At 36.7% G+C, this 22,737-nt stretch carries 20 protein-coding genes; 9 read left to right on the forward strand and 11 right to left on the reverse strand.

Going from position 1 to position 22,737, the window contains the following annotated elements:
• The first annotated feature begins 13 nt into the window (after window positions 1-13).
• Window positions 14-580 (forward strand): carbonic anhydrase, encoded by a 567-nt coding sequence (locus I6U50_RS14055; RefSeq protein WP_198639303.1) that lies wholly within the window; start codon window positions 14-16, stop codon window positions 578-580.
• Between the two features lie 381 nt (window positions 581-961).
• On the opposite strand, the gene I6U50_RS14060 is transcribed toward I6U50_RS14055, so the two are convergent.
• The 7 genes from I6U50_RS14060 to I6U50_RS14090 form a co-directional block, all read right to left on the reverse strand.
• The gene (locus I6U50_RS14060; protein WP_198639304.1) at window positions 962-1,348 is read right to left on the reverse strand and encodes a group III truncated hemoglobin; all 387 of its coding nucleotides are present in this window, start codon (window positions 1,346-1,348) and stop codon (window positions 962-964) included.
• Between the two features lie 9 nt (window positions 1,349-1,357).
• Window positions 1,358-1,753 carry a hypothetical protein gene (locus I6U50_RS14065; protein ID WP_232805950.1) on the reverse strand — a complete coding sequence of 132 codons (396 nt, stop codon included), beginning with the start codon at window positions 1,751-1,753 and terminating at the stop codon, window positions 1,358-1,360.
• A gap of 12 nt (window positions 1,754-1,765) precedes the next feature.
• Window positions 1,766-3,040, reverse strand: coding sequence for an acetyl-CoA hydrolase/transferase family protein (locus tag I6U50_RS14070; RefSeq protein WP_198639305.1), 1,275 nt, complete (start codon window positions 3,038-3,040; stop codon window positions 1,766-1,768).
• Between the two features lie 4 nt (window positions 3,041-3,044).
• On the reverse strand, window positions 3,045-3,623 hold the full coding sequence (locus I6U50_RS14075; protein WP_193710209.1) for a YceI family protein: 579 nt from the start codon (window positions 3,621-3,623) through the stop codon (window positions 3,045-3,047).
• Window positions 3,624-3,749: 126 nt separating this feature from the next.
• A complete protein-coding gene (locus I6U50_RS14080) occupies window positions 3,750-5,036 on the reverse strand; it encodes a hypothetical protein (protein WP_198639306.1) in 1,287 nt (428 codons plus the stop codon).
• A gap of 24 nt (window positions 5,037-5,060) precedes the next feature.
• Complete coding sequence (locus tag I6U50_RS14085) at window positions 5,061-5,648, reverse strand: YceI family protein (RefSeq protein WP_198639307.1); 588 nt, start codon at window positions 5,646-5,648, stop codon at window positions 5,061-5,063.
• 244 nt (window positions 5,649-5,892) lie between these two features.
• Window positions 5,893-6,771: a cell division protein FtsX gene (locus I6U50_RS14090; RefSeq protein ID WP_198639308.1), complete on the reverse strand. Its 879-nt coding sequence runs from the start codon at window positions 6,769-6,771 to the stop codon at window positions 5,893-5,895.
• Between the two features lie 278 nt (window positions 6,772-7,049).
• Between I6U50_RS14090 and I6U50_RS14095 the strand changes: the two genes are divergently transcribed.
• The 3 genes from I6U50_RS14095 to I6U50_RS14105 all read left to right on the forward strand — a co-directional run bounded on the left by I6U50_RS14095 (window position 7,050) and on the right by I6U50_RS14105 (window position 12,477).
• Window positions 7,050-7,976, forward strand: a complete 927-nt coding sequence (locus I6U50_RS14095; protein ID WP_198639309.1) for a ketopantoate reductase family protein — start codon at window positions 7,050-7,052, stop codon at window positions 7,974-7,976.
• A gap of 184 nt (window positions 7,977-8,160) precedes the next feature.
• Window positions 8,161-10,977, forward strand: a complete 2,817-nt coding sequence (leuS, locus tag I6U50_RS14100) for a leucine--tRNA ligase (RefSeq protein WP_198639310.1) — start codon at window positions 8,161-8,163, stop codon at window positions 10,975-10,977.
• A gap of 279 nt (window positions 10,978-11,256) precedes the next feature.
• Window positions 11,257-12,477, forward strand: a complete 1,221-nt coding sequence (locus I6U50_RS14105; RefSeq protein ID WP_198639311.1) for a M24 family metallopeptidase — start codon at window positions 11,257-11,259, stop codon at window positions 12,475-12,477.
• A gap of 190 nt (window positions 12,478-12,667) precedes the next feature.
• Here I6U50_RS14105 and I6U50_RS14110 read toward each other — a convergent pair whose 3' ends face one another.
• From I6U50_RS14110 to I6U50_RS14120, 3 genes are all read right to left on the reverse strand, one after another.
• Window positions 12,668-14,674, reverse strand: coding sequence for a TonB-dependent receptor plug domain-containing protein (locus I6U50_RS14110; protein WP_198639312.1), 2,007 nt, complete (start codon window positions 14,672-14,674; stop codon window positions 12,668-12,670).
• A gap of 188 nt (window positions 14,675-14,862) precedes the next feature.
• Window positions 14,863-15,699: a hypothetical protein gene (locus I6U50_RS14115; RefSeq protein WP_198639313.1), complete on the reverse strand. Its 837-nt coding sequence runs from the start codon at window positions 15,697-15,699 to the stop codon at window positions 14,863-14,865.
• A gap of 83 nt (window positions 15,700-15,782) precedes the next feature.
• Window positions 15,783-16,157 (reverse strand): hypothetical protein, encoded by a 375-nt coding sequence (locus tag I6U50_RS14120; protein WP_198639314.1) that lies wholly within the window; start codon window positions 16,155-16,157, stop codon window positions 15,783-15,785.
• Between the two features lie 530 nt (window positions 16,158-16,687).
• On the opposite strand from I6U50_RS14120, the gene I6U50_RS14125 reads away from it, so the two are divergent.
• Window positions 16,688-16,864 (forward strand): histone H1, encoded by a 177-nt coding sequence (locus I6U50_RS14125; protein WP_193710199.1) that lies wholly within the window; start codon window positions 16,688-16,690, stop codon window positions 16,862-16,864.
• A 195-nt stretch (window positions 16,865-17,059) separates the two neighbouring features.
• On the opposite strand, the gene I6U50_RS14130 is transcribed toward I6U50_RS14125, so the two are convergent.
• Window positions 17,060-17,437 (reverse strand): PH domain-containing protein, encoded by a 378-nt coding sequence (locus I6U50_RS14130; protein ID WP_193710198.1) that lies wholly within the window; start codon window positions 17,435-17,437, stop codon window positions 17,060-17,062.
• 178 nt (window positions 17,438-17,615) lie between these two features.
• Between I6U50_RS14130 and I6U50_RS14135 the strand changes: the two genes are divergently transcribed.
• The 4 genes from I6U50_RS14135 to I6U50_RS14150 all read left to right on the forward strand — a co-directional run bounded on the left by I6U50_RS14135 (window position 17,616) and on the right by I6U50_RS14150 (window position 21,787).
• Window positions 17,616-18,194 (forward strand): Crp/Fnr family transcriptional regulator, encoded by a 579-nt coding sequence (locus tag I6U50_RS14135; protein ID WP_198639315.1) that lies wholly within the window; start codon window positions 17,616-17,618, stop codon window positions 18,192-18,194.
• A gap of 75 nt (window positions 18,195-18,269) precedes the next feature.
• Window positions 18,270-19,640, forward strand: coding sequence for a TolC family protein (locus I6U50_RS14140; protein ID WP_198639316.1), 1,371 nt, complete (start codon window positions 18,270-18,272; stop codon window positions 19,638-19,640).
• A gap of 19 nt (window positions 19,641-19,659) precedes the next feature.
• Window positions 19,660-20,622: an HlyD family secretion protein gene (locus tag I6U50_RS14145; RefSeq protein WP_198639317.1), complete on the forward strand. Its 963-nt coding sequence runs from the start codon at window positions 19,660-19,662 to the stop codon at window positions 20,620-20,622.
• Window position 20,623: 1 nt separating this feature from the next.
• Window positions 20,624-21,787, forward strand: a complete 1,164-nt coding sequence (locus I6U50_RS14150) for an ABC transporter permease (protein WP_198639318.1) — start codon at window positions 20,624-20,626, stop codon at window positions 21,785-21,787.
• The last annotated feature ends 950 nt before the right edge of the window (window positions 21,788-22,737 follow it).

The raw sequence follows: 22,737 nt of genomic DNA on the forward strand, positions 1-22,737 counted from the left end.
TAAAGAAAACTTTATGACTAAAGACGAAGTATTAGATAGATTAAAAGTAGGTAATAAACGTTTTACCGAAGATAAGAAAGAAGGAAAACTACAGGATAAAGCACGAAGAGAAGATTTGACTTCTGGACAATCGCCTTATGCCATAGTTTTAAGCTGTGCAGACAGCCGCGTAGTACCTGAGCTAACTTTCGATACTGGACTTGGAGAATTGTTTACTGTGCGTGTTGCCGGTAATATTGCCAATAGCTCCTCTATTGCCAGCATAGAATATGCAGTGGCCAACTTAGGGACCGAGATTATTGTGGTAATGGGGCACGAAAGCTGTGGCGCTGTTACTGCTGCTATGAATGGAGGCGATAATGGTTATAATTTAAACCATTTAGTGTCTCATATAGCTCCTGCCATTGCTGCATCGAGCAAAGATGCTGCGGTTAATGAAGTAGTGAAAAAGAATGCAAAACTAACTGCTGAGGAACTAAAAACACGTTCTACTATTATTACAGATGCTGTTGAAAGCGGAAAAGTTAAAATAGTACCAGCTTATTATAATTTAGATTCAGGAGTTGTAGATTTTTTATAAAGGAAATTATAGCAAATTAACGCCTGACACCTGACCAACGCAGAATTAGATAAAAATTTAATTGTAAGCCTATTTTTAAATTATAAAATGTTGACTATAGAGTAAAGAAGCCCTAAAATTTAATATTATTAGGGCTTTTTTTTATTGTGATAAACTTAAGCCAACTACCTCGGGGGCGAACCCACTAATCATTTGTTGGAAACAAGTTTTTAAACTCGAGTCAAACCAAAAGGTATTACACTCTTTGGCGGTGCCAATAAATAGTATTTCGTGAACTTGTTCAGGTATTTTTAATAGCTTTAATCTGTTTAATTCTAAAGACTCCTTCAGTTGTAAATCATTTTAAATTTACCTCTAACAAGCTTTAATAGTTAGTTAATATTATTTTTCCCTTGCCTGAAATATCTTTAAATATAAATGTGAAGACATTTTTCGGGCATTATTTTTAGCCCGGTTTGCCAGTTCTCCACTAAATAATTGGTCTATAGTTTCAAACCACAGGTTTAACCATATTCCAAAGTGATAAGAAGCAATTTCCTGATTGTTTTCCTTATCTACCTTTACATGGACTTTTTGCGGATTTCCCTTGTACAGAGCCTTAAAAAAAAGGTTGCTTTCCCAGAAATCGGTTAATTTTTCAATATGTGCATCCCAATCTCGTATAACTTCATTAAAGAAGTGACCAATCTCAGGGTCTTTTCTTACTTTTTTATAGAAATTGCAAACAAGTGAATAAACATCTTCCCGGGTTTTGATATCGGCTGGCATAAAAAGCTTTTAAAAAATATTAATAATGATAAAGATAGCAGATGTTGCCAGACTTATTAATAAGGAATTGAATATGATTTTTGGTTTAAATTGAGCTAAAACCAAAGCGTTATAGCCCATACAAACACTTACAACAATAAATAGTTGAAACATATCAAAAAGCGTATGTCCCTTCATTAAAATTAACATAGCAGCTACAGATCCCAGGCAACTGGAGGCAATAATCCCCAAGGCATAATGGGCTAAGCTCAATTCTTTAAAATCTCTCAGTAAATTATTGTAAAGTTTCATAATTTTTTGATTTGAGATCAAATTTACGGCATGAGCAAAACCCGGCTTATGAGTGAAATCATAAGCCAAAAAAAAGCCTGAAAGAATATAGATTCTTTCAGGCTTTAAATTCATTAAAAAAATGCTTTAGTTAAATTGAGTAAACGACTCCCTTTCTAGTTGCTCCCTATGATCGGGATGCGCTATAGAGATTAGCTCTTTAGCCCTTTGCTTTAGGTTTTTTCCATAGAGGTTAACAACGCCATATTCGGTTGCTATATAATGCACATGAGCTCTTGTGGTGGTTACACCGGCACCCTCTTTTAGCACAGGTACTATTTTAGAGATTCCATTTTTGGTAGTTGAGGGCATCGCAATAATAGGTTTTCCACCTTCAGAAAGAGCAGCACCTCTTATAAAATCCATTTGCCCACCAACTCCAGAATATTGATATTTACCAATGGTATCGGCACAAACCTGCCCGGTTAAATCTATCTCTATAGCCGAATTAATGGCGGTCATTTTTGGGTTTCGCCTAATAATAGCAGTATCGTTGGTATACGCTGCTTCTTTAAAATGAACTATGGGATTATCATCTATAAAATCATATAAATTAGGCGATCCCAACGCAAAGCAAGTCACCAGTTTTCCGGTCTTTATTTCTTTATTGGCACCTGTGATTACACCCGATTTAACAAGAGGTAAAATTCCGTCAGAAAACATTTCAGTATGTATACCCAGGTTTTTATGATTTTGGAGATTACTTAAAACCACATTGGGAATACCTCCTATCCCCATTTGTAGGGTAGCACCATCTTCAATTAATTCAGCTACGTGTTTACCAATTTGCCTTTCAATTTCGGTAGGCTCTGTAATGCTTTTGGCAAGAATGGGTTTATTAACTTCAATGGCAGCATCAATTTTGCTACAGTGAATAATGCCGTCGCCGTGCGTTCTTGGAACTTTTGGGTTAATTTGGGCAATAACTTTTTTTGCTGTTTGAATGGCCGGAAGCGTAATGTCTAGAGAAGCGCCAAGTGAGCAATAACCATGTTTATCGGGTGGGGAAACCTGTATAAATGCAACATCCAGCGGAAGTAGATTTCTTCTGAAGAGATTATGAATTTCACTTAAGAAAATAGGAATGTAGGCACCTTTATTAGAATTAACAGCATTTCTAACATTTCCGGCAACAAAACAGCTGTTAATATTAAAAGCCTGTGAATACGGAGCTTCAGTGTATTTCGCCTTTCCTTCAGTATGAATATGAAAAATTTCTACTTCTGTTAACTCCTTATAACGTTCGCACAAGGCATCAATTAGCGTTACAGGGGTCATTGCAGCACCCTGAAAAAATATACGATTGCCAGACTCTACCATGGCAACCGCTTGCTGAGCTGACAATATCTTAAGATTCTTCACGAATTTAGATTTGAATATTCAGGTTAAAATTGATTTCAATTTCTTCGTGTATTACAATTAAGCCAAAAATTTTACTGGGGGCTTCCAAATTAAAATCTTCTATATTTAACTGCAATTTCCCGTCAAAACAAAGTTGTTTATCCCGGGTAATCTCAACCGGAAATTCATAATCCCTATCTATTCCTGCTATATTGAAAGTTAATGTAACCATGGCATCTTTCCCACGGCTCATGTCTATTTCTTTCAGCTTTAATAAAATTTTCGGATGTTTTTCAGTCTTTAGCAGGTCATGAAAATCTTTGTTTATTTTTCTATTTCCACAATCAAAATTGATGTTCTCTAAAGGTAGAACGCTATTTTTAAAGTAGAGAATATTGTCGTTTTCTGAATAATGCACTTTAAAACTGTCATTTTTAAAGCAAAGTGTATTAAAAGCACATTCAAAATCTGTGATATTTGTAGTTCCGGTAATGCTTAAATTACTATTAGGAAGAATTGATATTTCTTTGGTTTCAAAATTGGCCTGTGCTATACCAGGGATAGCAAAAATTAGAGTGAAGAAAAGTATGAAGTAAGTTTTCATCCTGATTAAATTAAGGCATTTGTATAAAGATACGCAATAGATTCTGTATTGAAAACTTGCTAAAAACAGAAAATAAAAAGCCCCGGGGAATCTCTTAGAGATAACACCCGGGGCTCAACATTCAACTTAAAAACTAATCGCTGCTTCTAGCGTAATTCCGTTGAATTGACCTCCATTGTTTAAGTTACCTGCAGGGTAGTCGTTGTACTCCTGGTTAACATACTCCAATTTTGCAAGGATGTTTTTGGTTAAGAACCAACCAGCACCTAATTGGAAGCGGTTTACGCTAATATCAGTACTGTTGTCAAGTTCACCATCTACAGTGCTGTAACGACCTCCTAGGTAGAAATCTTCGTTTGCACCAAATCTGTAGATAAGCTCTCCTGCATAGTGATTGTATGTTCTTGTATCAGTATCACCTTTGTCCTGCCCGCTTATGGTTTCAATAACTCCAAAGAACTCAAGTCCGCCATACTTAATAAATGGGTTGATCATTACAGAAGTCATCTCGTTTTTGAAAGATGGGTTAATACGTCCGGCTCTAAATCCAGGGCCATTTCCGTCAACATCAGTCATTACGTTGTAGTAACGAGTACCTGCACGGTCTCCTGTGTATAGGTAGTTACCACGCCCGTAGTTATGCCCACTGTGTAAAAGAGATCCTGTTAATCTAAATCTAAAATCTTCATTAAATTGTTTGTCATATCCTAATTTAGCAAGGAAAGAAGGATCTGTTTCACCATCACCGGCAGTAGATTGGTTTAATTTACCGTTTGTAAATCCTACCATCCCTAACCATGGGCCACTAAAATAGTATACTTCGGCACCTACTTCGGTAGTAAAGCTATCCATTAAATAGTTTCCTACAAATGGGTTGTGAAGTGAGTGAGCGTTGTCTGTTCTTCTAAAGTGAGCATCACCATAGTTGTTTTCCATGTGACCTATTTTAATTCTTAGGTTATCCATAAGTCCCTGGGCAAAACCTTCGCTTATAAAGTCTAATTTATCAATCTGAATATAACCTCCCTTTACATAAGCTTCAGTATGGTGCTGTGAAGAAAGATAAGTTCTTAAGTGCATTCTCACACCATCATAAAGCAATATATCAAGATCCAGGTTGGCAGTAGCCAGGTTAAAGTTTGCTTCCAGGTTTTGAAGTTCAGCAGCATCAGATTCGTGATCTAAAGACTGGAACTGGATAGTAGATGCTCCACCTAATCTTACCTGTACCCCGTCAAACTCAGTGTCGGTATCTTTTTTAGCTTCAAAATCATTGATGCCTCGTTGATCGTTCTCTCTAAAATTAGGAAGGTCTCTGTCCCATATAGTTTTTCCTTCTACTTCTTGTGCTTGTGCCTGAAAGCCTGCGGCCATCATTAAAGCAATTCCAAAATATTTGATTGAATTTCTCATTGTAGTAATTTTTAAATTGAATAGTTATTTAGTAAATGTTGATTTGAATTTAATAGTTAGTTCTTCTCCTGTTGTAATTGTTCCAAACATAGCCGTAGGGGGATCTACTTTGAAATGCGTCATATTAATTTGTTGTTTACCATTAATTTGTAATTTATTTCCACTTAATTTTACCGTAAATTCTACCGGAACCTGCTTGGTTACTCCTGAAATTTTTAAGGAAGCAAGCCCTTTTACCTGATAGGAATCGGCAGCTTTAGCTTCAATATTTTTAACTTCGTTTAACTGGAACTCTATATTTTTATACTTGTTAGTATTAAGTGCCTTGTAAGCATTTTTGTCCATCCCACCTTTTCCGCTATCTAAACTTTCTGCAGGAACTGTAACTTTTAAGCTAGGCATGCCGGTAAGTTTGCCTTCCTCGGTAGTAATTGTGGCACTACCATTTTTAGAATTGGCTTTCATTTCCCAGTCATGGATATTTGAAGTTCCTTCAACGATAATTTCTGATGAATTATCCATTTTAAAACTTTGGCCAACCATACTTCCTGCGGTTAACAACATAAAAAACACTCCTGTGAGCAGCAACTGATATGATTTTAAAACTTTCATGATATTAGGTTTTTAAGTTGATACAAAGTTGGGGCAGAAATTCAGCAATAATTATGACGAGAGTCAGGTTTTTGCAGTTTTGATTTAAGACTTGTCTAAACCATACAAAACTTCAAAAGACTTATAATCAAATTTTTACATGAGCTAAAACGTTTGCGATTAGCCTATTTTAACATTTGTTCACGCACAAAACTAATAAAAATGATGTAGGAATTCTGTGAATTTTAGAGCTGGTTAAAACCGCTTAATAATAAAGCTCGTCAGTTTTTAGGTTTAAAAACCGTGAAGTGGCAAAAAATGTACTTAACCAGGTAATCAAGATCCCCATCGCAAACACCCCAATAAATAGGCCGGCAAGTATTTTAAGGTCTGAAGTTAATGCAAGCTGGGGAAAAATATTGTTAAGATAGTATAAAGCACCTGCCATTCCTATCAAGGCAATTATAGCTCCAATAATGCCCAGTTTTATGCTCTGCCAAATAAACGGCCTGCGAATAAATCCTTTGGTGGCACCTACCATTTGCATTGTTTTTATAATAAACCGCTTAGAATATACCGAAAGCCTTATAGAGCTGTTAATAAGCAAAACTGCAATAAACGTAAAAACTCCACTGGCAATAAGTACCCAGAAACTAATTTTCTTAACGTTCTCATTTAAAAGTGCAATAAGTGGTTTGTCGTAAACCACCTCATCTACAAAATTTTTAGAAGTCAGTTCGGCTGCAATGGCATCTACCTGTTCGCCCGAGACAAAATCGGCATTCATATAAACATCTATAGAATTCTGTAAAGGATTATAACCTAAAAATCCCATAAAATCTTCCCCTATCTCTTTACTGTGGGCCTCGGCAGCTTCTTCCTTAGAAACATAAGTAGTAGATTTAGTGTAATCGGCCATAGCCAGGCTTTTTTTGAGTTGTTCTATCTCAACTTCCTTGGCATTATCTTTTAGGTATACGGTAAGTGCAATTTGTTCTTTAAAATGATCGGCTACTTTTTTAGTATTTAAAACCAGCAATCCCAGCATTCCCAATAAAAAAAGTACTAAAGCTATACTTATCACTACCGAAAAATAAGAAGATACCAGGCGACGTTTCTGGTATTTTTCAAAGGATGTGCTCATAGGTCGATTACAGTTTTTGTGTAAAAATAAAAAAGATAAACATTCAATGCCTTTAAAACGTTTAAAGTTTGAAAAAATTAGCAAAGACAAAAATTATTTTCATACTAACCCTGGATAAACTGAACTTGAAAATTTCTAACTTCGTTAAGCTAAATTGGATTTTACAGCTAAAAAGTCTATCGACTTAAATGCTTGTATATCCCATATTTTATTAGCAAAACAAGTTAAAACATTTTTTAGCGATGCTTTTTAATTTTCTTTAAAATAAAACAGAACTTATGAATATTTTAATCTTTGGAATTGGAGGTGTAGGTGGTTATTTTGGCGGGAAACTCGCCAAAGCAGGTTACAATGTTAGTATGATTGCGCGCGGAAAACACCTTGAAGCCATTAAGAAAAACGGTCTCGAGGTAACGAGTATTCACGGTAGCTTTAAGGTTAAACCCCGGCTAATCACTAATAATTTAGCTGAAGTTCCCACGCCCAATCTCGTGATTTTAGGTGTTAAATCCTGGCAAATTCCTGAGGTATCTAAACAACTGAAGCCTGTCATTACAGCTGAAACTATGATCTTGCCTTTGCAAAATGGTGCTAATAATGTTGAAAAATTACTGGAGAACTTTCCAAAGAATAATGTATTGGGCGGACTATGCCATATTGTAAGTTTTGTAGAAAGTCCGGGGAAAATAAAGCACGTTTCTTTTGAGCCAAGAATTACTTTTGGTGAAATAGATAATTCAAACTCTAAAAGAATTCAAAACTTAAAAGTAATTTTTGACAAAGCCGGAATCACTAATTTTAATCCTGAAAATATTCAACTGGAAATCTGGAAGAAGTTCTTGTTTATCGCTACAATTAGCGGGCTTGGTGGTCTAACCCGGGTTTCTATAGATAAAATTAGGGAAAGCGACTATTTGTTCGATTTGTTATTAAAAACCGCACAGGAAATAAAATTGTTGGCAAATGCCAAAGGTGTTCCATTAGCCAAGGAACATCTGGAAAAGGCTTTTAAAATTATTCAAAATCAACCAGCAGGTACTACCGCTTCTACACAGCGAGACCTTATGGCGGGACGACCTTCAGAATTAGAAAATTTCAACGGGTTTATTGTAAAAGAAGCTGAAAAGTTAGGGATTGAAACTCCGGTAAATAAAATGATATATGAGTGTTTACGGCCTATGGATAGATTGGCCAGAACTTCATAATTAGCCCCGGCCTCCTATCAATAAATTTTGTCGCAGCTATTCCTGGCACATTTAGATTTCGGTTAATAATAGGTCGCTTAATCCATTGGCTGTAAATTCCCATAAGTGGTTTAAAATTGTAAATTTGCAGGCATTATATAGAAAGTCGCATAGCGCGTAATTAGCAGGTAAGAAAAATAAAACAATGAGTTACAACTTCAACGAAATTGAAGCCAAATGGCAAAAATACTGGGCAGAAAATCAAACTTTTCGCGCCAGCAATTCATCTAATAAACCTAAATATTATGTACTGGATATGTTCCCCTACCCATCGGGGGCAGGGCTTCACGTAGGGCATCCATTGGGTTATATTGCCAGTGATATTTATGCACGCTATAAACGCCATACCGGGTACAATGTATTGCACCCACAAGGTTACGATAGTTTTGGCCTGCCTGCCGAGCAATATGCGATTCAAACAGGACAACATCCGGCACTTACCACGGCAAAAAATATTAAAAGATATCGCGAACAGTTAGATAAAATTGGCTTTTCTTTTGATTGGAGCAGAGAGGTGCGTACTAGCGACCCCGAATATTATAAATGGACACAGTGGATTTTTATTCAACTTTTTGAAAGTTGGTATGATCTGGAAACTGAAAAGTCACGCGCTATTACTGAACTGGAAGATATTTTCGCTTCAGAAGGGAATTCTCGTATAAAAGCAGCTTGTGATGATGAGGTTGTGGAGTTTTCAGCAGATGCCTGGAATGCGTTTTCTTCAGAAGAAAAACAACAAATATTATTAAAATACCGACTAACCTATTTAGCGGAAACCGAAGTAAACTGGTGTCCGCAACTGGGAACCGTTTTAGCTAACGACGAGATTGTAAACGGCGTTTCCGAACGTGGCGGTTATCCCGTGGTTCGTAAAAAAATGACGCAATGGAGTATGCGAATTTCGGCATTTTCAGAACGTTTATTGCAAGGTTTAGATCAGCTGGACTGGACCGAGAGTTTAAAGGAAAGTCAGCGCAACTGGATCGGAAAATCGGTTGGAGCGCACGTAGATTTCAATGTTCAGGATTCCGGTTATAAAATTGGTGTTTTCACCACGCGCCCCGATACTATTTTTGGTGTGAGTTTTATGACCCTGGCGCCTGAACATGATTTAGTACAGAAGATAACCACACCGCAGCAAAAAGAAGAAGTTGAGGCCTATATTGCCGCCAGTGCCAAACGCAGCGAACGCGAGCGTATGGCCGATGTAAAGAGTATAACAGGAGTTTTTACCGGAGCCTATGCCGAGCATCCTTTTACAAAAGAACCTATTCCAATTTGGATTGGGGATTATGTGCTTGCCGGGTACGGAACCGGTGCGGTAATGGCCGTGCCTTGTGGTGACCAGCGGGATTACGATTTTGCAAGACATTTTGAAATTCCCATTCCTAATATTTTTGATAATGTAGATATATCTGAACAGGCTTTTTCCGGAAAAGAGGGAACAGTAATCGCAAATTCTGATTTCCTTAGCGGACTCGAATATAAAGAGGCACTGCAAAAGGTGATCTTAGAATTGGAAAAAACAGGTCACGGCTACGGCAAAACCAATTATAGGCTAAGAGATGCGGTATTTAGCCGCCAGCGTTATTGGGGAGAACCGTTTCCGGTGTATTACGTAAACGGAATGCCGCAAATGATAGATGCACAACATTTGCCATTGCAGCTTCCAGAAGTTGAAAAATACCTTCCTACCGAAACCGGGGAGCCGCCTTTGGGAAATGCAAGTACCTGGGCCTGGGATACGCAAGCTAATAAGATAGTGAGCAATGAAAAAATTGATGACGAAACGGTATTTCCATTAGAATTAAACACCATGCCCGGTTGGGCAGGAAGTTCCTGGTATTTATTCCGCTATATGGATGCCGCAAATAAAGAAGAATTCGTTTCTAAAGAAGCCCAGGAATATTGGGAAAATGTAGATTTATATATTGGGGGTAGCGAACACGCCACCGGCCATTTATTGTATTCCCGTTTCTGGACCAAATTTTTACACGACCGCGGCTATCTTTCGGTTGAAGAGCCTTTTAAAAAGCTGATTAACCAGGGAATGATTTTAGGGCAAAGTGCTTTTGTTTACAGGCTGGAAGGAGAAAATGTATTTGTTTCTAAAAACCTTGTAGGAGAAAATAATGTACAGCCTATCCATGCCGATGTTTCTTTGGTAAATCATTCAGACGAATTAGATATTGAAGGCTTTAAAAAGTGGCGTCCCGAGTTTAAAGATGCTAAGTTTTTAACTGAAAAAGATGGTACCTATATCGTTGGCCGTGAAGTCGAAAAAATGTCGAAATCTAAATATAACGTGGTTAATCCCGATGATATTTGTGAAGACTACGGTGCCGATACTTTAAGGATGTACGAGATGTTCCTGGGGCCATTAGAGCAGGCAAAACCCTGGAATACCGCGGGAATTACCGGCGTGCATAACTTCCTTAAAAAACTTTGGAAACTCTATCATAATGGTGAAAAGTTTGAAGTTTTAGAAGAAAAAGCTTCAGCCGATTCTTTAAAGACTTTACATAAAACCATTAAAAAGGTAACAGAAGATATTGAGGAATTCAGTTTTAATACCTCGGTTTCTACCTTTATGATTTGTGTAAATGAGCTTTCGGCGCAAAAGTGTAAAAGCAGGGAAGTATTAGAACCCCTTGCAGTGCTTATTGCTCCTTATGCCCCGCATATTGCCGAAGAATTATGGAGTAAATTAGGACATTCAACATCTATAGTAACTGCCGAATATCCTGTTTTTGAGGAAAAATTTTTAGTGGAAAGCACCAAAAATTATCCGGTTTCCTTTAACGGAAAAATGCGTTTTACGATAGAGTTACCATTGGATATGCCAAAAGATGAGATTGAAAAAACAGTTATGGCAGATGAGCGCACCCAAAAACAATTGGATGGAAGAATCCCTAAAAAGGTAATTATAGTGCCCGGTAAAATTGTAAATATTGTAGGTTAGAAAGCAATTGAGATTATATAAAATGAAAAAATCCGTTCCCAATTAGGAAACGGATTTTTTATTTATTCCTTTTTAAGTAGATGTAAAAGTTCTTTTTGGGAAAACCCCTATAATAACAAAAATTAAAGAAGACTCATTACAGTCATTCTGGTTAGGGCTATCTATTTGAACAAGGATTAAAAACTTCTTTAAATTCTGGAGAAATCTTAGTTTTATACAAGGAAGCTTTTTATATATGCTGAATTGTTATTAGTAGCAGTAATTCAAAAAACAAAACTTATGAATAGTAATCGAATATATGGTATTGGCGGAAGCTCGGTTGGTGAAGAAATTTTAAAGTTAAAAGAACCAGGCCACAAACCTGAATCAATTAAGGATGAAGAATTTCAAAATAGGATAAATAAAGCATGCGAAGCCTTGAAATTAAACGGCCTGGATGCGCTTTATATAAATGCCGGCACCAATTTATATTATTTTACCAATACAAAATGGAACCCTTCAGAACGTTTGGTTGGGGCTTTGCTTTTTGCCGATGGAAGCCTTTATTATGTGCTTCCTGAATTTGAAATAGGCACTTTTAAAGATTTCATCGGAATTTCAGGAGAGCTTCTTCCGTGGCTAGAACACGAATCTCCTATTGAAAAGATAGCTGAAGTTGTAAAAAACAATACCCGTTTAGCTATTGATGATTCAACGCCTTTTAGCCTGGTTTCAAAATTTCAGGAGCATCCAAAACTTGAAATTTCCAGCGGCGAAAAAATAATAAGGGATATTAGAATGCTGAAAAGTGAAGGGGAAATAGCCCAGCTTCAATACGCGATGGATTTAACGATGCAGGTGCATAAAGCCACTGCCAAGATTCTAAAACCCGGAATAAGTACCGCTGAGGTAGAAAACTTTATTGATGCGGCCCATAAAAAACTGGGGATTGAAAGCGGTTCCTATTTTTGCATTGTATTGTTTGGTAAAGATTCTAGTTTTCCTCACGGAGTAAAATCTCCAAAAACCCTGGAAGAAAACGATATGGTATTGGTGGACACCGGCTGCCAATACAATGGTTATATCTCAGATATTACAAGAACCTATTGCTATGGGGAAGCCACTGAGGCTGAAAAAGATATTTGGCAATCTGAGAAATTGGCACAAATAGCCGCTTTTAATGCTGCACAAACCGGTAAACCTTGCGGATATATAGATGACCAGGTTAGGGTGCAATTAGAAAAAGACGGGCTGGGCCCCGATTATAAGTTGCCGGGCCTACCTCATAGAACGGGCCATGGTATTGGCCTGGAAATTCATGAGCACCCATTTATTCTTAAAGGCAATGAAATTAAGATACAAACGGGAATGACTTTTAGTATTGAACCCATGATTGTGGTGCCCGAAAAATTTGGGGTTCGTTTAGAAGACCATATTTATATGACAGAAAAAGGCCCAAAATGGTTTACAGAGCCTGCCCACAGTATCGAAAATCCGTTTGGCGTAGTGACCAGACAGTAGATTACTTTCTGGTAAGTTAAGGAGGCAGTAAACCTTAATTATCGAGTAAAGCTGAAATAGCTTTAAAAGAATTTTAATTAGTAGAAGACCTAAAAAATGCTGAAAACCATCATTTTTTAGGTCTTTCTTAAATAAATGGGGAACATTAAAGTTCTTTTTTGCTCTTCGGGTTTTTAAAGAAAGGAACTTCCTAAAAACTATAGATTAGGTTGGCATATAAATTCCTGCCCGGCCTGGGTATATTATTCCAATCTGAATAGGTAGAATAATATTCATCAAATAGGTTTTCCCCGCCAACTTTTAAAACCATTTTTTGAGTGTTGACATACAATATTTTTGATAAGGCCAAATTCACCACCGAGTAAGCAGGCGTTTGGTTTTCGCCAAATTCGGGGCTATAATCAAATTGTTTGGTAGCGCTTTCTATACTTGCTTCTGCATAAAAAGAATTCTTCCTGTAACGCAAGCCGGCTTCAAAAGTGAAGGGTTGTACCAGGGGTAAATTGGTATTTGAATCATCCCTCCCCAAACGATAAACCGCTTTCACTTTTGCTGTAAAATCTTTTAAAAAGCTATATGTTACCTGCATATCGTTACTCCATAATTTTGCGTGTGCTAATTGCTCATACACTTTAACGCCGTTTATCCCTATATTCATTGGGGATAGGCTAGGATCGGGTTTTCCTATTATATAATCTGAAATATGGTACAAAGAGGAATTAAAACTTAAAGAAAAAGACTTATGCTCATATTGGGTGGAAATATTTATTTCTGAAGATTTTTCATTGCGCATATTAGGGTTTCCTATATAATCAAAGCCATCAAAACTGTTGAATAAGTAAAATCCATAAGCCTCAGAAACCGAAGGTGCTCTTTCGCCATAGCCCAAACCAATACTAAGCGTCCAGGGGTGAGTAGAAAAATTTAGTTGTGCCCCGGTATTCAACAAAAAACGGGTGTTTGAATCTTCCATTTCAGGATAAAATATACGTAAACTTTCCAGCCCAAACTCATTTTGTATGTTGTTGTTATGTACTCCCATGCCCAGGGAAATTTCTGCCGAAAATTCCTTTTTTATCTGGTATAGATCTTTGCCAAAGAAACCTGTATAAATAGTATTTACGTCGGGCCAGGTTAACATAAACATATCTTTTTCATTTGGATCTTCGGGGAACATGGTCATTTCGGCCAAAGACTTATTAAAATGCCCATTTAAAGATAGATCCCAGGTATGCTTTTTAGTAGTTCCCTTTAACTTAGAATACATTCCTGCGGTTTTGCTCCAGCCGGGCATATCCATTCTTATAGGCACATCGGGGCGCTGGGAGTCGTCCATTATATGAGTGACGTCGTTATAATAAATCTTGGTTCTCCATTCATTAAAAAAACCATATTTATAATTGGTTATATATTCTAAAGAACCTATATATGCCCTTGCCAGGGAAACATCCATAGGTAGTGCGGGATAACCAACATCTTGGGCTTCGTCAAAAATAAAGGAAGCTTCTATGCTTTTATTTTCTTTTAGCTTAAATCCGCTTGTTGCTGAAAAATTATATTTGGTAAATTGTGAGTAGTTAATTTCTTTATCCCCGCCGGCTTTGTAATTTTCGGCATCCCTATACATAAAATCAATATCGGTAAAAACTTTGTTCGAAGCATATTGCAGGCCAGCTCCTAAAATTTTTTGTTCGTTGATGCTCTCTATTCCAGATTGGGCATTTCCGCTCCAGCCGGTATTCTCAAACTCACTTTTTTGGCGCTCTAAGTCTATGGCCCCACCAATGGTAGCACCATTTTCGGCGCCGGCCTGTCCCTTTTTAATTTCCGCTTTTGCCAGGTTTGAAATCTCTACGTAAGAAGTTATAGGATCCATCTTATCTGTACAGGCTGCATAGATGCGCATACCGTCTATGGTCACCACACTTCTTTCTGATGCCATGCCCTGAATCATTGGCTCCCAGGCATAAGCGCCTCTTTTTATAAAATCTACAGCGTTTGCTTCTTCTAAATAAGTTTCAATAGTGGCCAAAGACTTATTTTCAAGATGGTGCTTATTTGAATTCTTACCAATTAGAATAACTTCTGTTAATTCCTGCGGAATTATAAGGCTGTCTTGCTTTTTAGTATGTTTTTCCTGGGCTCTAATTCCAAAACTGAATGTAAACACGAGCCAAAATATAAGATACTTTTTCATGGCTTTTTTTAAAAAATTGGCTGTCTGAAAAGGCTTAAAATTTTTGTATTACTCTGATTCCCTGGTAACTTCTAGAGTTTACCCTCATTTCTTGTATTAACTGAAATATGTTTTTCGATCTATAAACATATTTGAGACTGAAACGAATTTGGTTTCCAAAAAATAGACTTCCCAGACAGCCCGGTTAATTAAAATTCAATTTCAAAGTAAATACTACTCGATTCATTGGTCTCAGTGACTTCCTCGCCTTTTAATACTTCTCCGGCTTCATTGAGTAATTGCAAGTTGATTTTCCAATAACCCGACATAGTGAGGCTTAATTTTCCGTGGTAAAAATCATCTAAACCGGCCTGAAAAAGGTCTTCGTTATTTGGCGAACTATGGTTCCCCATACTGGGCATACGCGGATCAATCTTTAAAGTATAACTGTTCACCATAGGGAAGCTCATCATATTTTCCATTCTAAAAATAGCAGCAGAGATATCGTTTACGGCTACTTTTGGGGCTTGTGGTTCAATTAAAGCCGCGATATAGCGAACACCATCACTTCCTGTAAATACACTTACCCGATTTCTTTCGGTTGGTATTACCTCAATAATATCTTTTGCGGAATATTCCTGGCCGGCAACACTATAATTGAAATCAAGCTCCCAATATTCGGTATTGTTTTGGGCCATTTGAAAAATGATATAGCCTTCGTAAAGAGTTTCTGTACCAGCCTTTTTGTTAATTTCTGAATGAGGGCCACTATGAGACATGGCTTCCATATGCATTACCGGGGTCCAGCTAACTTCGGCATTAGAAATAAAATTATCTTCATCTTTTATCTGAAAATAGATTTTGTTATAGCCTTGTTTGAGCTTACCGTCTTCGGTGAAGATTTTAATGCTGTGAGCTTCGTTTTGTATTTCCTGAACAAGAATTAAATCCTTGGTTTCATTAATTTGAATTGGGGTGTCGTCGTTAGACGAGCAAGAGAATAATATTGTTGCAGCAAAAAAGCTGATATATTTTAAGAGTTTCATCGTATAAAAATTTGTTGTAATTAAATATGTATCCCTGCCAGAGAGAAAACTTTCCGGTTAACAGGTGGTTTTAGAAAGAAAACTTATACGATGGGAGGATCTATAAAATCTGGAACAAAAAGAAAGTAGTAATTATTTAAGTAGGCATCATTCACCAGAGAATTTTGCACAATATTTTTAGGTATCGTGTTGTAAGCACTGGCATAGAATAAAATAATTTCTTTTTGAAGAATATCCAAATAGCCTGGTTTTTCTTTGGAAGTATCCCCTTCAGCAAGTTTTGAAAGTTCACACTTTCCGTTACATTGCAATTCTGGCTTTTCTTTATTCACACAAAACAATTCCACAAAGTTTTTAGTATCTACCATATAAAAACTTATCATAATCCCACTCTTAATGCTATTGAAGGAGATCAATAACACAAAAAGTGAAACAATTATGGATTGCCGGTTCTTCATTCAATTTACAAAGATAAACCTCTGGCTAGCATAATTGATATGATTTCACTCATAAATATGCAATAACCGATCAAAGCTAAGAATTAGTCCATTTACTCCCTCCCTTTATATACGAAGTGTTTCTGCATACCAGGGAAACAATAGGCTGTGAAAAAGAATAGTGTTGAATTTGGTACGGTTTTGCTCTAAGTTGGCGTTAAGGAAATGTCTAAGTGCCGATTTAATAGTATTTAAGAGCTTTAAAATAAAACATACCTCAGAAAAACAGCCTTTTTAGAGAGCGATTTTGTTAAATAACTGTTTAATATTTTTAAAAGCTTTTTATGAAAAGAGTTGTGAATATGATTTTAAGGAAAGGCGTAACTAATTAATTTTTACTGTTATAATTATGTGAAAGAAAACAGCCTATCTTTAAATCAATCCCAATTAAGATGCCTCCGTTCGGGTTGTTTATAAGAAATATTCAAAAAACCGGGCGCACGCTGCATTATTCTACTATTTTAGCGTTTTAAATTTTTAAAACTATTATAATGAAAGAACTTGTTGAAAACATCCAGAACACTTTTGAAAATTTCCAAACGGAAGCTAATGCACAATTAGAAAGTGGAAATAAAAGTGCCGGAACCAGAGCTAGAAAATCTTCTTTAGAGTTAGAGAAGCTTTTAAAAGAATTCCGTAAAGTTTCTATTGCTGAATCTAAAAAGTAAGGCTTAAAAGATACTGTCTGAAAAGTTCCAGAAGAAGTCAAGCTGGCGAAAATAAACCTTTCAGACAGTATTCTTTCATTAATTGTTTACACTCTCTATTTAGCACATCTATGCCAGGGGAGTTCTATAAAAATTTCCGAGACCTTAACCTGGGAATTAAGCTTTCCATTAATCTGAAGCTATAAAAAAGATCACCTAAATTACTTTTTCCGCTAAATAGCGTTGTACCGCATAAATATCAATGCTTTTATTAAACTTTTTACTTACGCTAGGAACATTTTCACTGGATATCCAGATCTTAAGTTCGGCATCAAGGTCAAACGTACCGGCTGTTTCCAGGGAAAAACGGGATATATGGCGATAAGGAAGCGAGAGGTATTCTTGTTTCTTTCCTGTTAAACCCTGAACATCTATGAGGATAAGGCGTTTGTTGGTAAACATAAAGATATCACGTAGCAAGGAAAAACCCAATTCAATCTCTTCAGATGCAGTAAGTAATCGCCCATATCTTTCGTCTAATTGTTCTTTAGAAATACTGCCCGCATTTCCCATAATTTTATTTAGTAAACTCATATTATCTGATTTTTGGTTGTTAAAGATAAATCTATTTTAATTTATGATTGTACTTATTTCTGGTCTTCAGTGAGATCTTATCACCAAAATCGATTTCAATTTGATGATGTACCAGGGATATCTGGAAAAAATAGCCTTCAATTGTTTACATTTAAATCCTAAAGCGGAAAAACTTTATATGAACCTCCATGATTTTCTTAGAAATATTGTTCCTTTTTCTTCTGAAGAGTTAACAGATATTACTGCTCATTTTGAGCGGGAAAATGTTTCAAAAAATCAAACCCTGGTAAAAGAAAACCAGGTATGTACCAAACTTTTTTTTGTTGAAAAGGGTGTGGGAAGAAGTTATTATTTAAAAGAAGATGGGAAAGAAGTGACGCAATGGTTTTTTATAGAAGGAAAATTTATGTCTAGTATAGAAAGTTTTTTCCAGCAAACGCCAAGTCTTTATTATTTGGAAATGCTGGAAGATTCTGTTCTTTATAGCATAACACGAGAAAACCTCGATTTGTTATTTGCACGTTATCACAATATGGAAAAATTAGGCCGATTATTGTCTACCGAGATGCTAACCCGGGTAGTAAATAAATTAAATGCCGTTCAGTTCCAGACCGCAAAGCAACGCTATGATTATATGCTTACTGAATTTCCATCTATCTCAAACAGGGTCCCTTTAGGGTCAATTGCTTCTTACCTGGGTATGACCCAGGAAACCCTTAGCCGAATTCGGCGAGGTGGTACTTCAAGAAATTCTTGAATTTCACTATTTGATATAGGTCAAAGGAAAGCTTTCTTTTAGTAATGAAATTTGCACTAATAATAAATTGGTGTAATGAAAATGAGATTACTAAAAACAAAGTTGCTATGCGTTTTACTCACCGGCCTTATTCCGGCCATTGGTTTCTCCCAGGAGATAGATCCGGTCCTGGATATGCTTATCCAAAAAGCGCTTGAAAAGAACCACGGTTTGAATATTAATCGATTGGAAGGCGAGCAGGCCAGGATAGACCAAAAACAAGCCAAAGCGGTGTTTCTACCCGAGATTACTTTAAATGGAAGCTATACCAGGCTTAATGACGATATAACTTTTGATGAGGATACCCAAAAGCTATTGATGTCTACTCAGAAATTGCTAATCAAAGAAGCTGCCGGACTTCCTTTTAACGCTGCTTTTCCAGAGAATGTTCCACTGCAGCCGGCAAATAATCTTCAGAATAAAAATATTTTAAAGTCTTCGGTAGATTTAGACTGGGTACTTTTTAGCGGATTTGAAGCGACAAATGCACGAAAAGCTGGAAAACATAAAAAAGCATCCCTTAATTATGCGGGTGAGGCCCAAAAGGATAAGCTAGTTCTAAATCTTATTGAAACCTATAACAAGCTAGCTCTGGTAAATGCCTCTCAAGAAGTACTGGCTGCTTCAGAAAATCAGCTTCGGGATCAGGAACGCTTTGTCAAGAAGGCAATAGAAAATGGTCTTGCTACTCCTATAAGTCGGAAAAAGATCGAATTGGCTCAACAGCAACTAGAAGGAAAACAGCTTGAATTTAAGCAGAACAAGCGCTTGCTTATTGAGGTGCTACATCAGATTACCGGTGAAAACAGGGAAGTTTTGCGTTCGCTTTCTCCCCAACTAAGTGCTATTTCCTCTACCGGAAGTGCAGCTGAAAAGAGGGCAGAAATACACGCATTGGAAGAGGCTGAAAAAGCTGCAAGCTTCAAATCTAAAATGGAGAAAAGCAATTTTATTCCGAAGCTGGCATTGAAGGGCCATTATGAATTTCTGGAAGATGACCTTTCGCTGCTTGACCCGCAATGGTATGTAGGAGTTGGCATTAAATGGAATGTTTTTGATGGTGGGAAAAGTGTATTAAAAAGCAAGAAAGCTCAGCTAGAGGCACAAAAATATCAGGAACAAATTAAAGAAGCTGAAGAGATGATCTCTTTAAGTATTGTGAAGGCACAAATGTCTTATGAGGCTGCACTTCAAAATACGAGAATTGCAAATAAAGAGATTGAACTGGCAAAGGCCACTTTTGAAATGCTAAAGAAACAGCATAGAAATGATCTTGCTTCTATAAGCGAAGTGTTGGATGGGTTAAGGGACCTGGAAAGTGCAAACTTTAAGCTTCAGGAATCTTATTTCGCTCAAAACAAAGCTGCCACTACACTTATGCATGCAAAAGGAATACTTAATTACTAAATACATCATAAAAAAAGATATGAAAAACATTAAAATTGGTTTTATACTGCTTGGTCTTTTTAGCCTGGCATCTTGCAATAATCAGGAAGAAATTTCTCCGGTAAGAGGAAAAGTGAAATTTGAAACTATTTCAGTAAGCAGTAAGCTTGCGGGGCGGGTTAAAAAGTTATTTGTTGCTGAAGGAGATGAAGTGCGCAAAGGAGATACCCTGGCATTTCTGGATATTCCAGAAATCAATGCAAAAATGTTACAGGCCGAAGGAGCTATGAAGGCTGCTAAAGGGCAGCTTACTATGGCTAATATGGGGGCAACAAAAGAACAATTAATTCAGATAGAAGGAAAATTGAATGCTGCGAAAGCAGAACAGGCCTTTGCGCAGGAATCCTACAATAGGCTTTATAACATGTATAAAGATTCGCTGGTAAGTCTCCAGCAACTTGATGAGGTAAAAATGAAGTTACAGATGGCCAATGCCCAGGTAAGCGCTGTGGAAGCCAAACACCATGAGGCCGGGAAAAGAGCCAGGACAGAAAAGATAGATCAGGCGCAAGGGCAACTAGATAGGGCACGGGGCGCAAAAGAAGAGGTATTGACAGCCTCAGATGAAATGTACCTTATTGCTCCTGCCAATATGAGCATTGAAACCATTAGCCTTTTGGAAGGAGAATTGTTAAGTCCCGGCTATACCCTGTTTAACGGGTATAAAAAAAGTAGCCTTTACTTTAGATTCACCATAAATGAATCCAACATCTACGATTTTAAGAAAGGAGATGAACTAAACCTGGTAAACCCATACACCGAGGAGGAGTTTAAAGGAAAAATAGTAAGCATAAAACAGTTACCTCAATATGCAGAGATTACAAGTACCGCTCCTTTATATGATCTTTCGGAATCTGTCTATGAACTTAAGGTGATCCCAACTTCAGATGTTTCGGGAAGTAATTTTTATACCAATGCTACTATTCTATTAAAAGACTATTAGTATGAAAAAGTTTTTCGACTTATTAAAAATAGAATTCAAACGAATTTTCTCCAACTCTGTACTTTGTGCTATTTTTTTTGGTGCACCAATGCTTTATGGGGTGTTGTTTGGGTATGTTTATCAGCAGGCAAAAGTGGTAAATTTACCCATTGTAATAGTAGACCAGGACAACAGCCCGCTATCCACTAGTATAATTGATGCTTTTGAAGATAATGAAGCACTTCTGGTAAAAGACCGTAGGTATACCCCCGGCGATATCCTGGAAGAGATGCCGGTAGAGCAGTATGCAGCTGTAGTGACTTTGCCTTCAGGATTTGAGGGGGATATACTTCAAAAAAGATATCCTGAAATAAGGGTAGATCTTAATATGGCCAATATTCTTAATGCTAATATTGCCAGTAAGAACATTCAGCAAGTGTTAATGACCTTAAATGCGGGCATTGAGATAGAAAGCCTACAAAAGCAGGGTGCATCTCCAGATCAGGCGAGGGCAAGTTATGAGAGTTTTAAGGTGAATTTCAACAAACTCTATAATTCTACAGGTAATTACTTAAGCTTTATGCTTCCGGGATTATTAGGGGCCATTATGCAGCAGGTAATTTTTCTGGCAATGGCGTTAGTGTTCTCTCGTGATTTTGAAGATGGCTATTTTAAAAGCCTGGTCCAAAAGAATAAACCATCCTGGTATCTTATTGTTTTAAAAGCAACTCCTTTTCTGTTATTTCTTCCGGTAATGTGGTTTGTAGTAAGTAGACTTTTTATTTTCTTTAATGTAGAAGCAGCAATTTTTAATATACCTATGCTAATATTGATTATTCTATTGAGCTTAGCTTCTATGGGAATTGGTATGTTGTTCTCGGTGATAATTCCAAATCAATTAAAAGCTACCGAACTTTTAATGGTAATCTCTACCCCGGCATTTATTTTAAGCGGATTTACCTGGCCAAGTCTTGCAATTCCTGAATTTATAAATGGTATTTCCCAGTCTATTCCGGTTACCCATTTCTTAGCAGCTTTTAGAAAAGTAGCCTATTATGGAGGTGATATTAGCGATATATTTCCAGAAATTAAAATGTTGCTAATAATTATTATTATAAGCTTTGTGGCTATGTTACTGTTACTACAGCTTAAAATCAATAAAAACAAAAAGCAAATAAGCGAATAGGGGCTTATATATGCCCCTTACCAAAGCTATTTTGTCTCTATTCCCGGTTCCTAATGAAGGCCGGGATAGAGTTTCTGCCATTAGGAAGCAGGCTATGTTTTACAGAATTCTAAATTAATCTTAGGTCTTTCATGATGCCAATAAGATGCAGATTGGTGCTGGGATTAAACTCTTTGTGAAATCTTTAAAACATTGTTTCCTGGCACTTCTGCTACAAAACTTTTTCTATGTTTCATACCAGATCAAGCTCATTGAGAGATATTTTAAAATACTGATTTCAGAATGATGAAAATTAACAAGATTTTGACTCTAGAGCGCTTTTTAGTCTTAAGCCGGCTTTATTGCAGTCTTGTAAATGGGCTATAGAAAAAATACATTTTTAGGCATCTTGCTGTTTTAAAATTTAATTGCTCTATCCCAATGAAATAAATATAACGGTTTTACAAAACTCGCTTGTTTTTGGATTAGCTAAAAGTATAAAGCAGCTGAAAATTATGTTATTGATAATTTTCTATAGTGTTTTTACTAAAATAAACAATCTAAGTTTTGATAAAACCTAATTTTTTATTTGTTTAATAGAAATAAGATGTTGTATATTTGCCAGCCTTGTTTTAAAACAAGGAGCGATTAAAATTTAAAATGAAATTAGCATTTAAGTGGTAAAAATCACCGAATGTTGATATAAGAGTAAGATTAAGTTGTGTTGTTTGTCCCGCATTTGTCGGGATGTGTAGTTAGCCGGTTAATATCTTGTGTTGTGAAGATTTAGGCTAACCAATGAGAAGCTTTTTTCCGTGTATTCGGGAAGAGGCTTTTTTCTTTTAAACTTTGATCGAAATAAGTAGAGACTCCAAAATCGAGCTTTTTGACTAATTTTTACTGTTGTTATTTGGAATACAGTTTTTAGACAACAGTAAATGTTTGTTTGCCACGGCAACGCTGTTTAATAT

The sequence above is a fragment of the Salegentibacter maritimus genome (assembly GCF_016236975.1).
GTDB classification, from domain to species: domain Bacteria; phylum Bacteroidota; class Bacteroidia; order Flavobacteriales; family Flavobacteriaceae; genus Salegentibacter; species Salegentibacter maritimus.

Bases quoted from the DNA above. Each gene is read 5' to 3' on its own strand.
- leuS (WP_198639310.1), top strand. From the start codon at position 8,161: ATGAGTTACAACTTCAACGAAATTGAAGCCAAATGGCAAAAATACTGG.
- I6U50_RS14105 (WP_198639311.1), top strand. From the start codon at position 11,257: ATGAATAGTAATCGAATATATGGTATTGGCGGAAGCTCGGTTGGTGAA.
- I6U50_RS14095 (WP_198639309.1), top strand. From the start codon at position 7,050: ATGAATATTTTAATCTTTGGAATTGGAGGTGTAGGTGGTTATTTTGGC.
- I6U50_RS14075 (WP_193710209.1), bottom strand. From the start codon at position 3,623: ATGAAAACTTACTTCATACTTTTCTTCACTCTAATTTTTGCTATCCCT.
- I6U50_RS14125 (WP_193710199.1), top strand. From the start codon at position 16,688: ATGAAAGAACTTGTTGAAAACATCCAGAACACTTTTGAAAATTTCCAA.
- I6U50_RS14055 (WP_198639303.1), top strand. From the start codon at position 14: ATGACTAAAGACGAAGTATTAGATAGATTAAAAGTAGGTAATAAACGT.
- I6U50_RS14060 (WP_198639304.1), bottom strand. From the start codon at position 1,348: ATGCCAGCCGATATCAAAACCCGGGAAGATGTTTATTCACTTGTTTGC.
- I6U50_RS14150 (WP_198639318.1), top strand. From the start codon at position 20,624: ATGAAAAAGTTTTTCGACTTATTAAAAATAGAATTCAAACGAATTTTC.
- I6U50_RS14080 (WP_198639306.1), bottom strand. From the start codon at position 5,036: ATGAGAAATTCAATCAAATATTTTGGAATTGCTTTAATGATGGCCGCA.
- I6U50_RS14130 (WP_193710198.1), bottom strand. From the start codon at position 17,437: ATGAGTTTACTAAATAAAATTATGGGAAATGCGGGCAGTATTTCTAAA.
- I6U50_RS14135 (WP_198639315.1), top strand. From the start codon at position 17,616: ATGAACCTCCATGATTTTCTTAGAAATATTGTTCCTTTTTCTTCTGAA.
- I6U50_RS14120 (WP_198639314.1), bottom strand. From the start codon at position 16,157: ATGAAGAACCGGCAATCCATAATTGTTTCACTTTTTGTGTTATTGATC.
- I6U50_RS14065 (WP_232805950.1), bottom strand. From the start codon at position 1,753: ATGAATTTAAAGCCTGAAAGAATCTATATTCTTTCAGGCTTTTTTTTG.
- I6U50_RS14145 (WP_198639317.1), top strand. From the start codon at position 19,660: ATGAAAAACATTAAAATTGGTTTTATACTGCTTGGTCTTTTTAGCCTG.
- I6U50_RS14115 (WP_198639313.1), bottom strand. From the start codon at position 15,699: ATGAAACTCTTAAAATATATCAGCTTTTTTGCTGCAACAATATTATTC.
- I6U50_RS14090 (WP_198639308.1), bottom strand. From the start codon at position 6,771: ATGAGCACATCCTTTGAAAAATACCAGAAACGTCGCCTGGTATCTTCT.
- I6U50_RS14110 (WP_198639312.1), bottom strand. From the start codon at position 14,674: ATGAAAAAGTATCTTATATTTTGGCTCGTGTTTACATTCAGTTTTGGA.
- I6U50_RS14140 (WP_198639316.1), top strand. From the start codon at position 18,270: ATGAAAATGAGATTACTAAAAACAAAGTTGCTATGCGTTTTACTCACC.
- I6U50_RS14085 (WP_198639307.1), bottom strand. From the start codon at position 5,648: ATGAAAGTTTTAAAATCATATCAGTTGCTGCTCACAGGAGTGTTTTTT.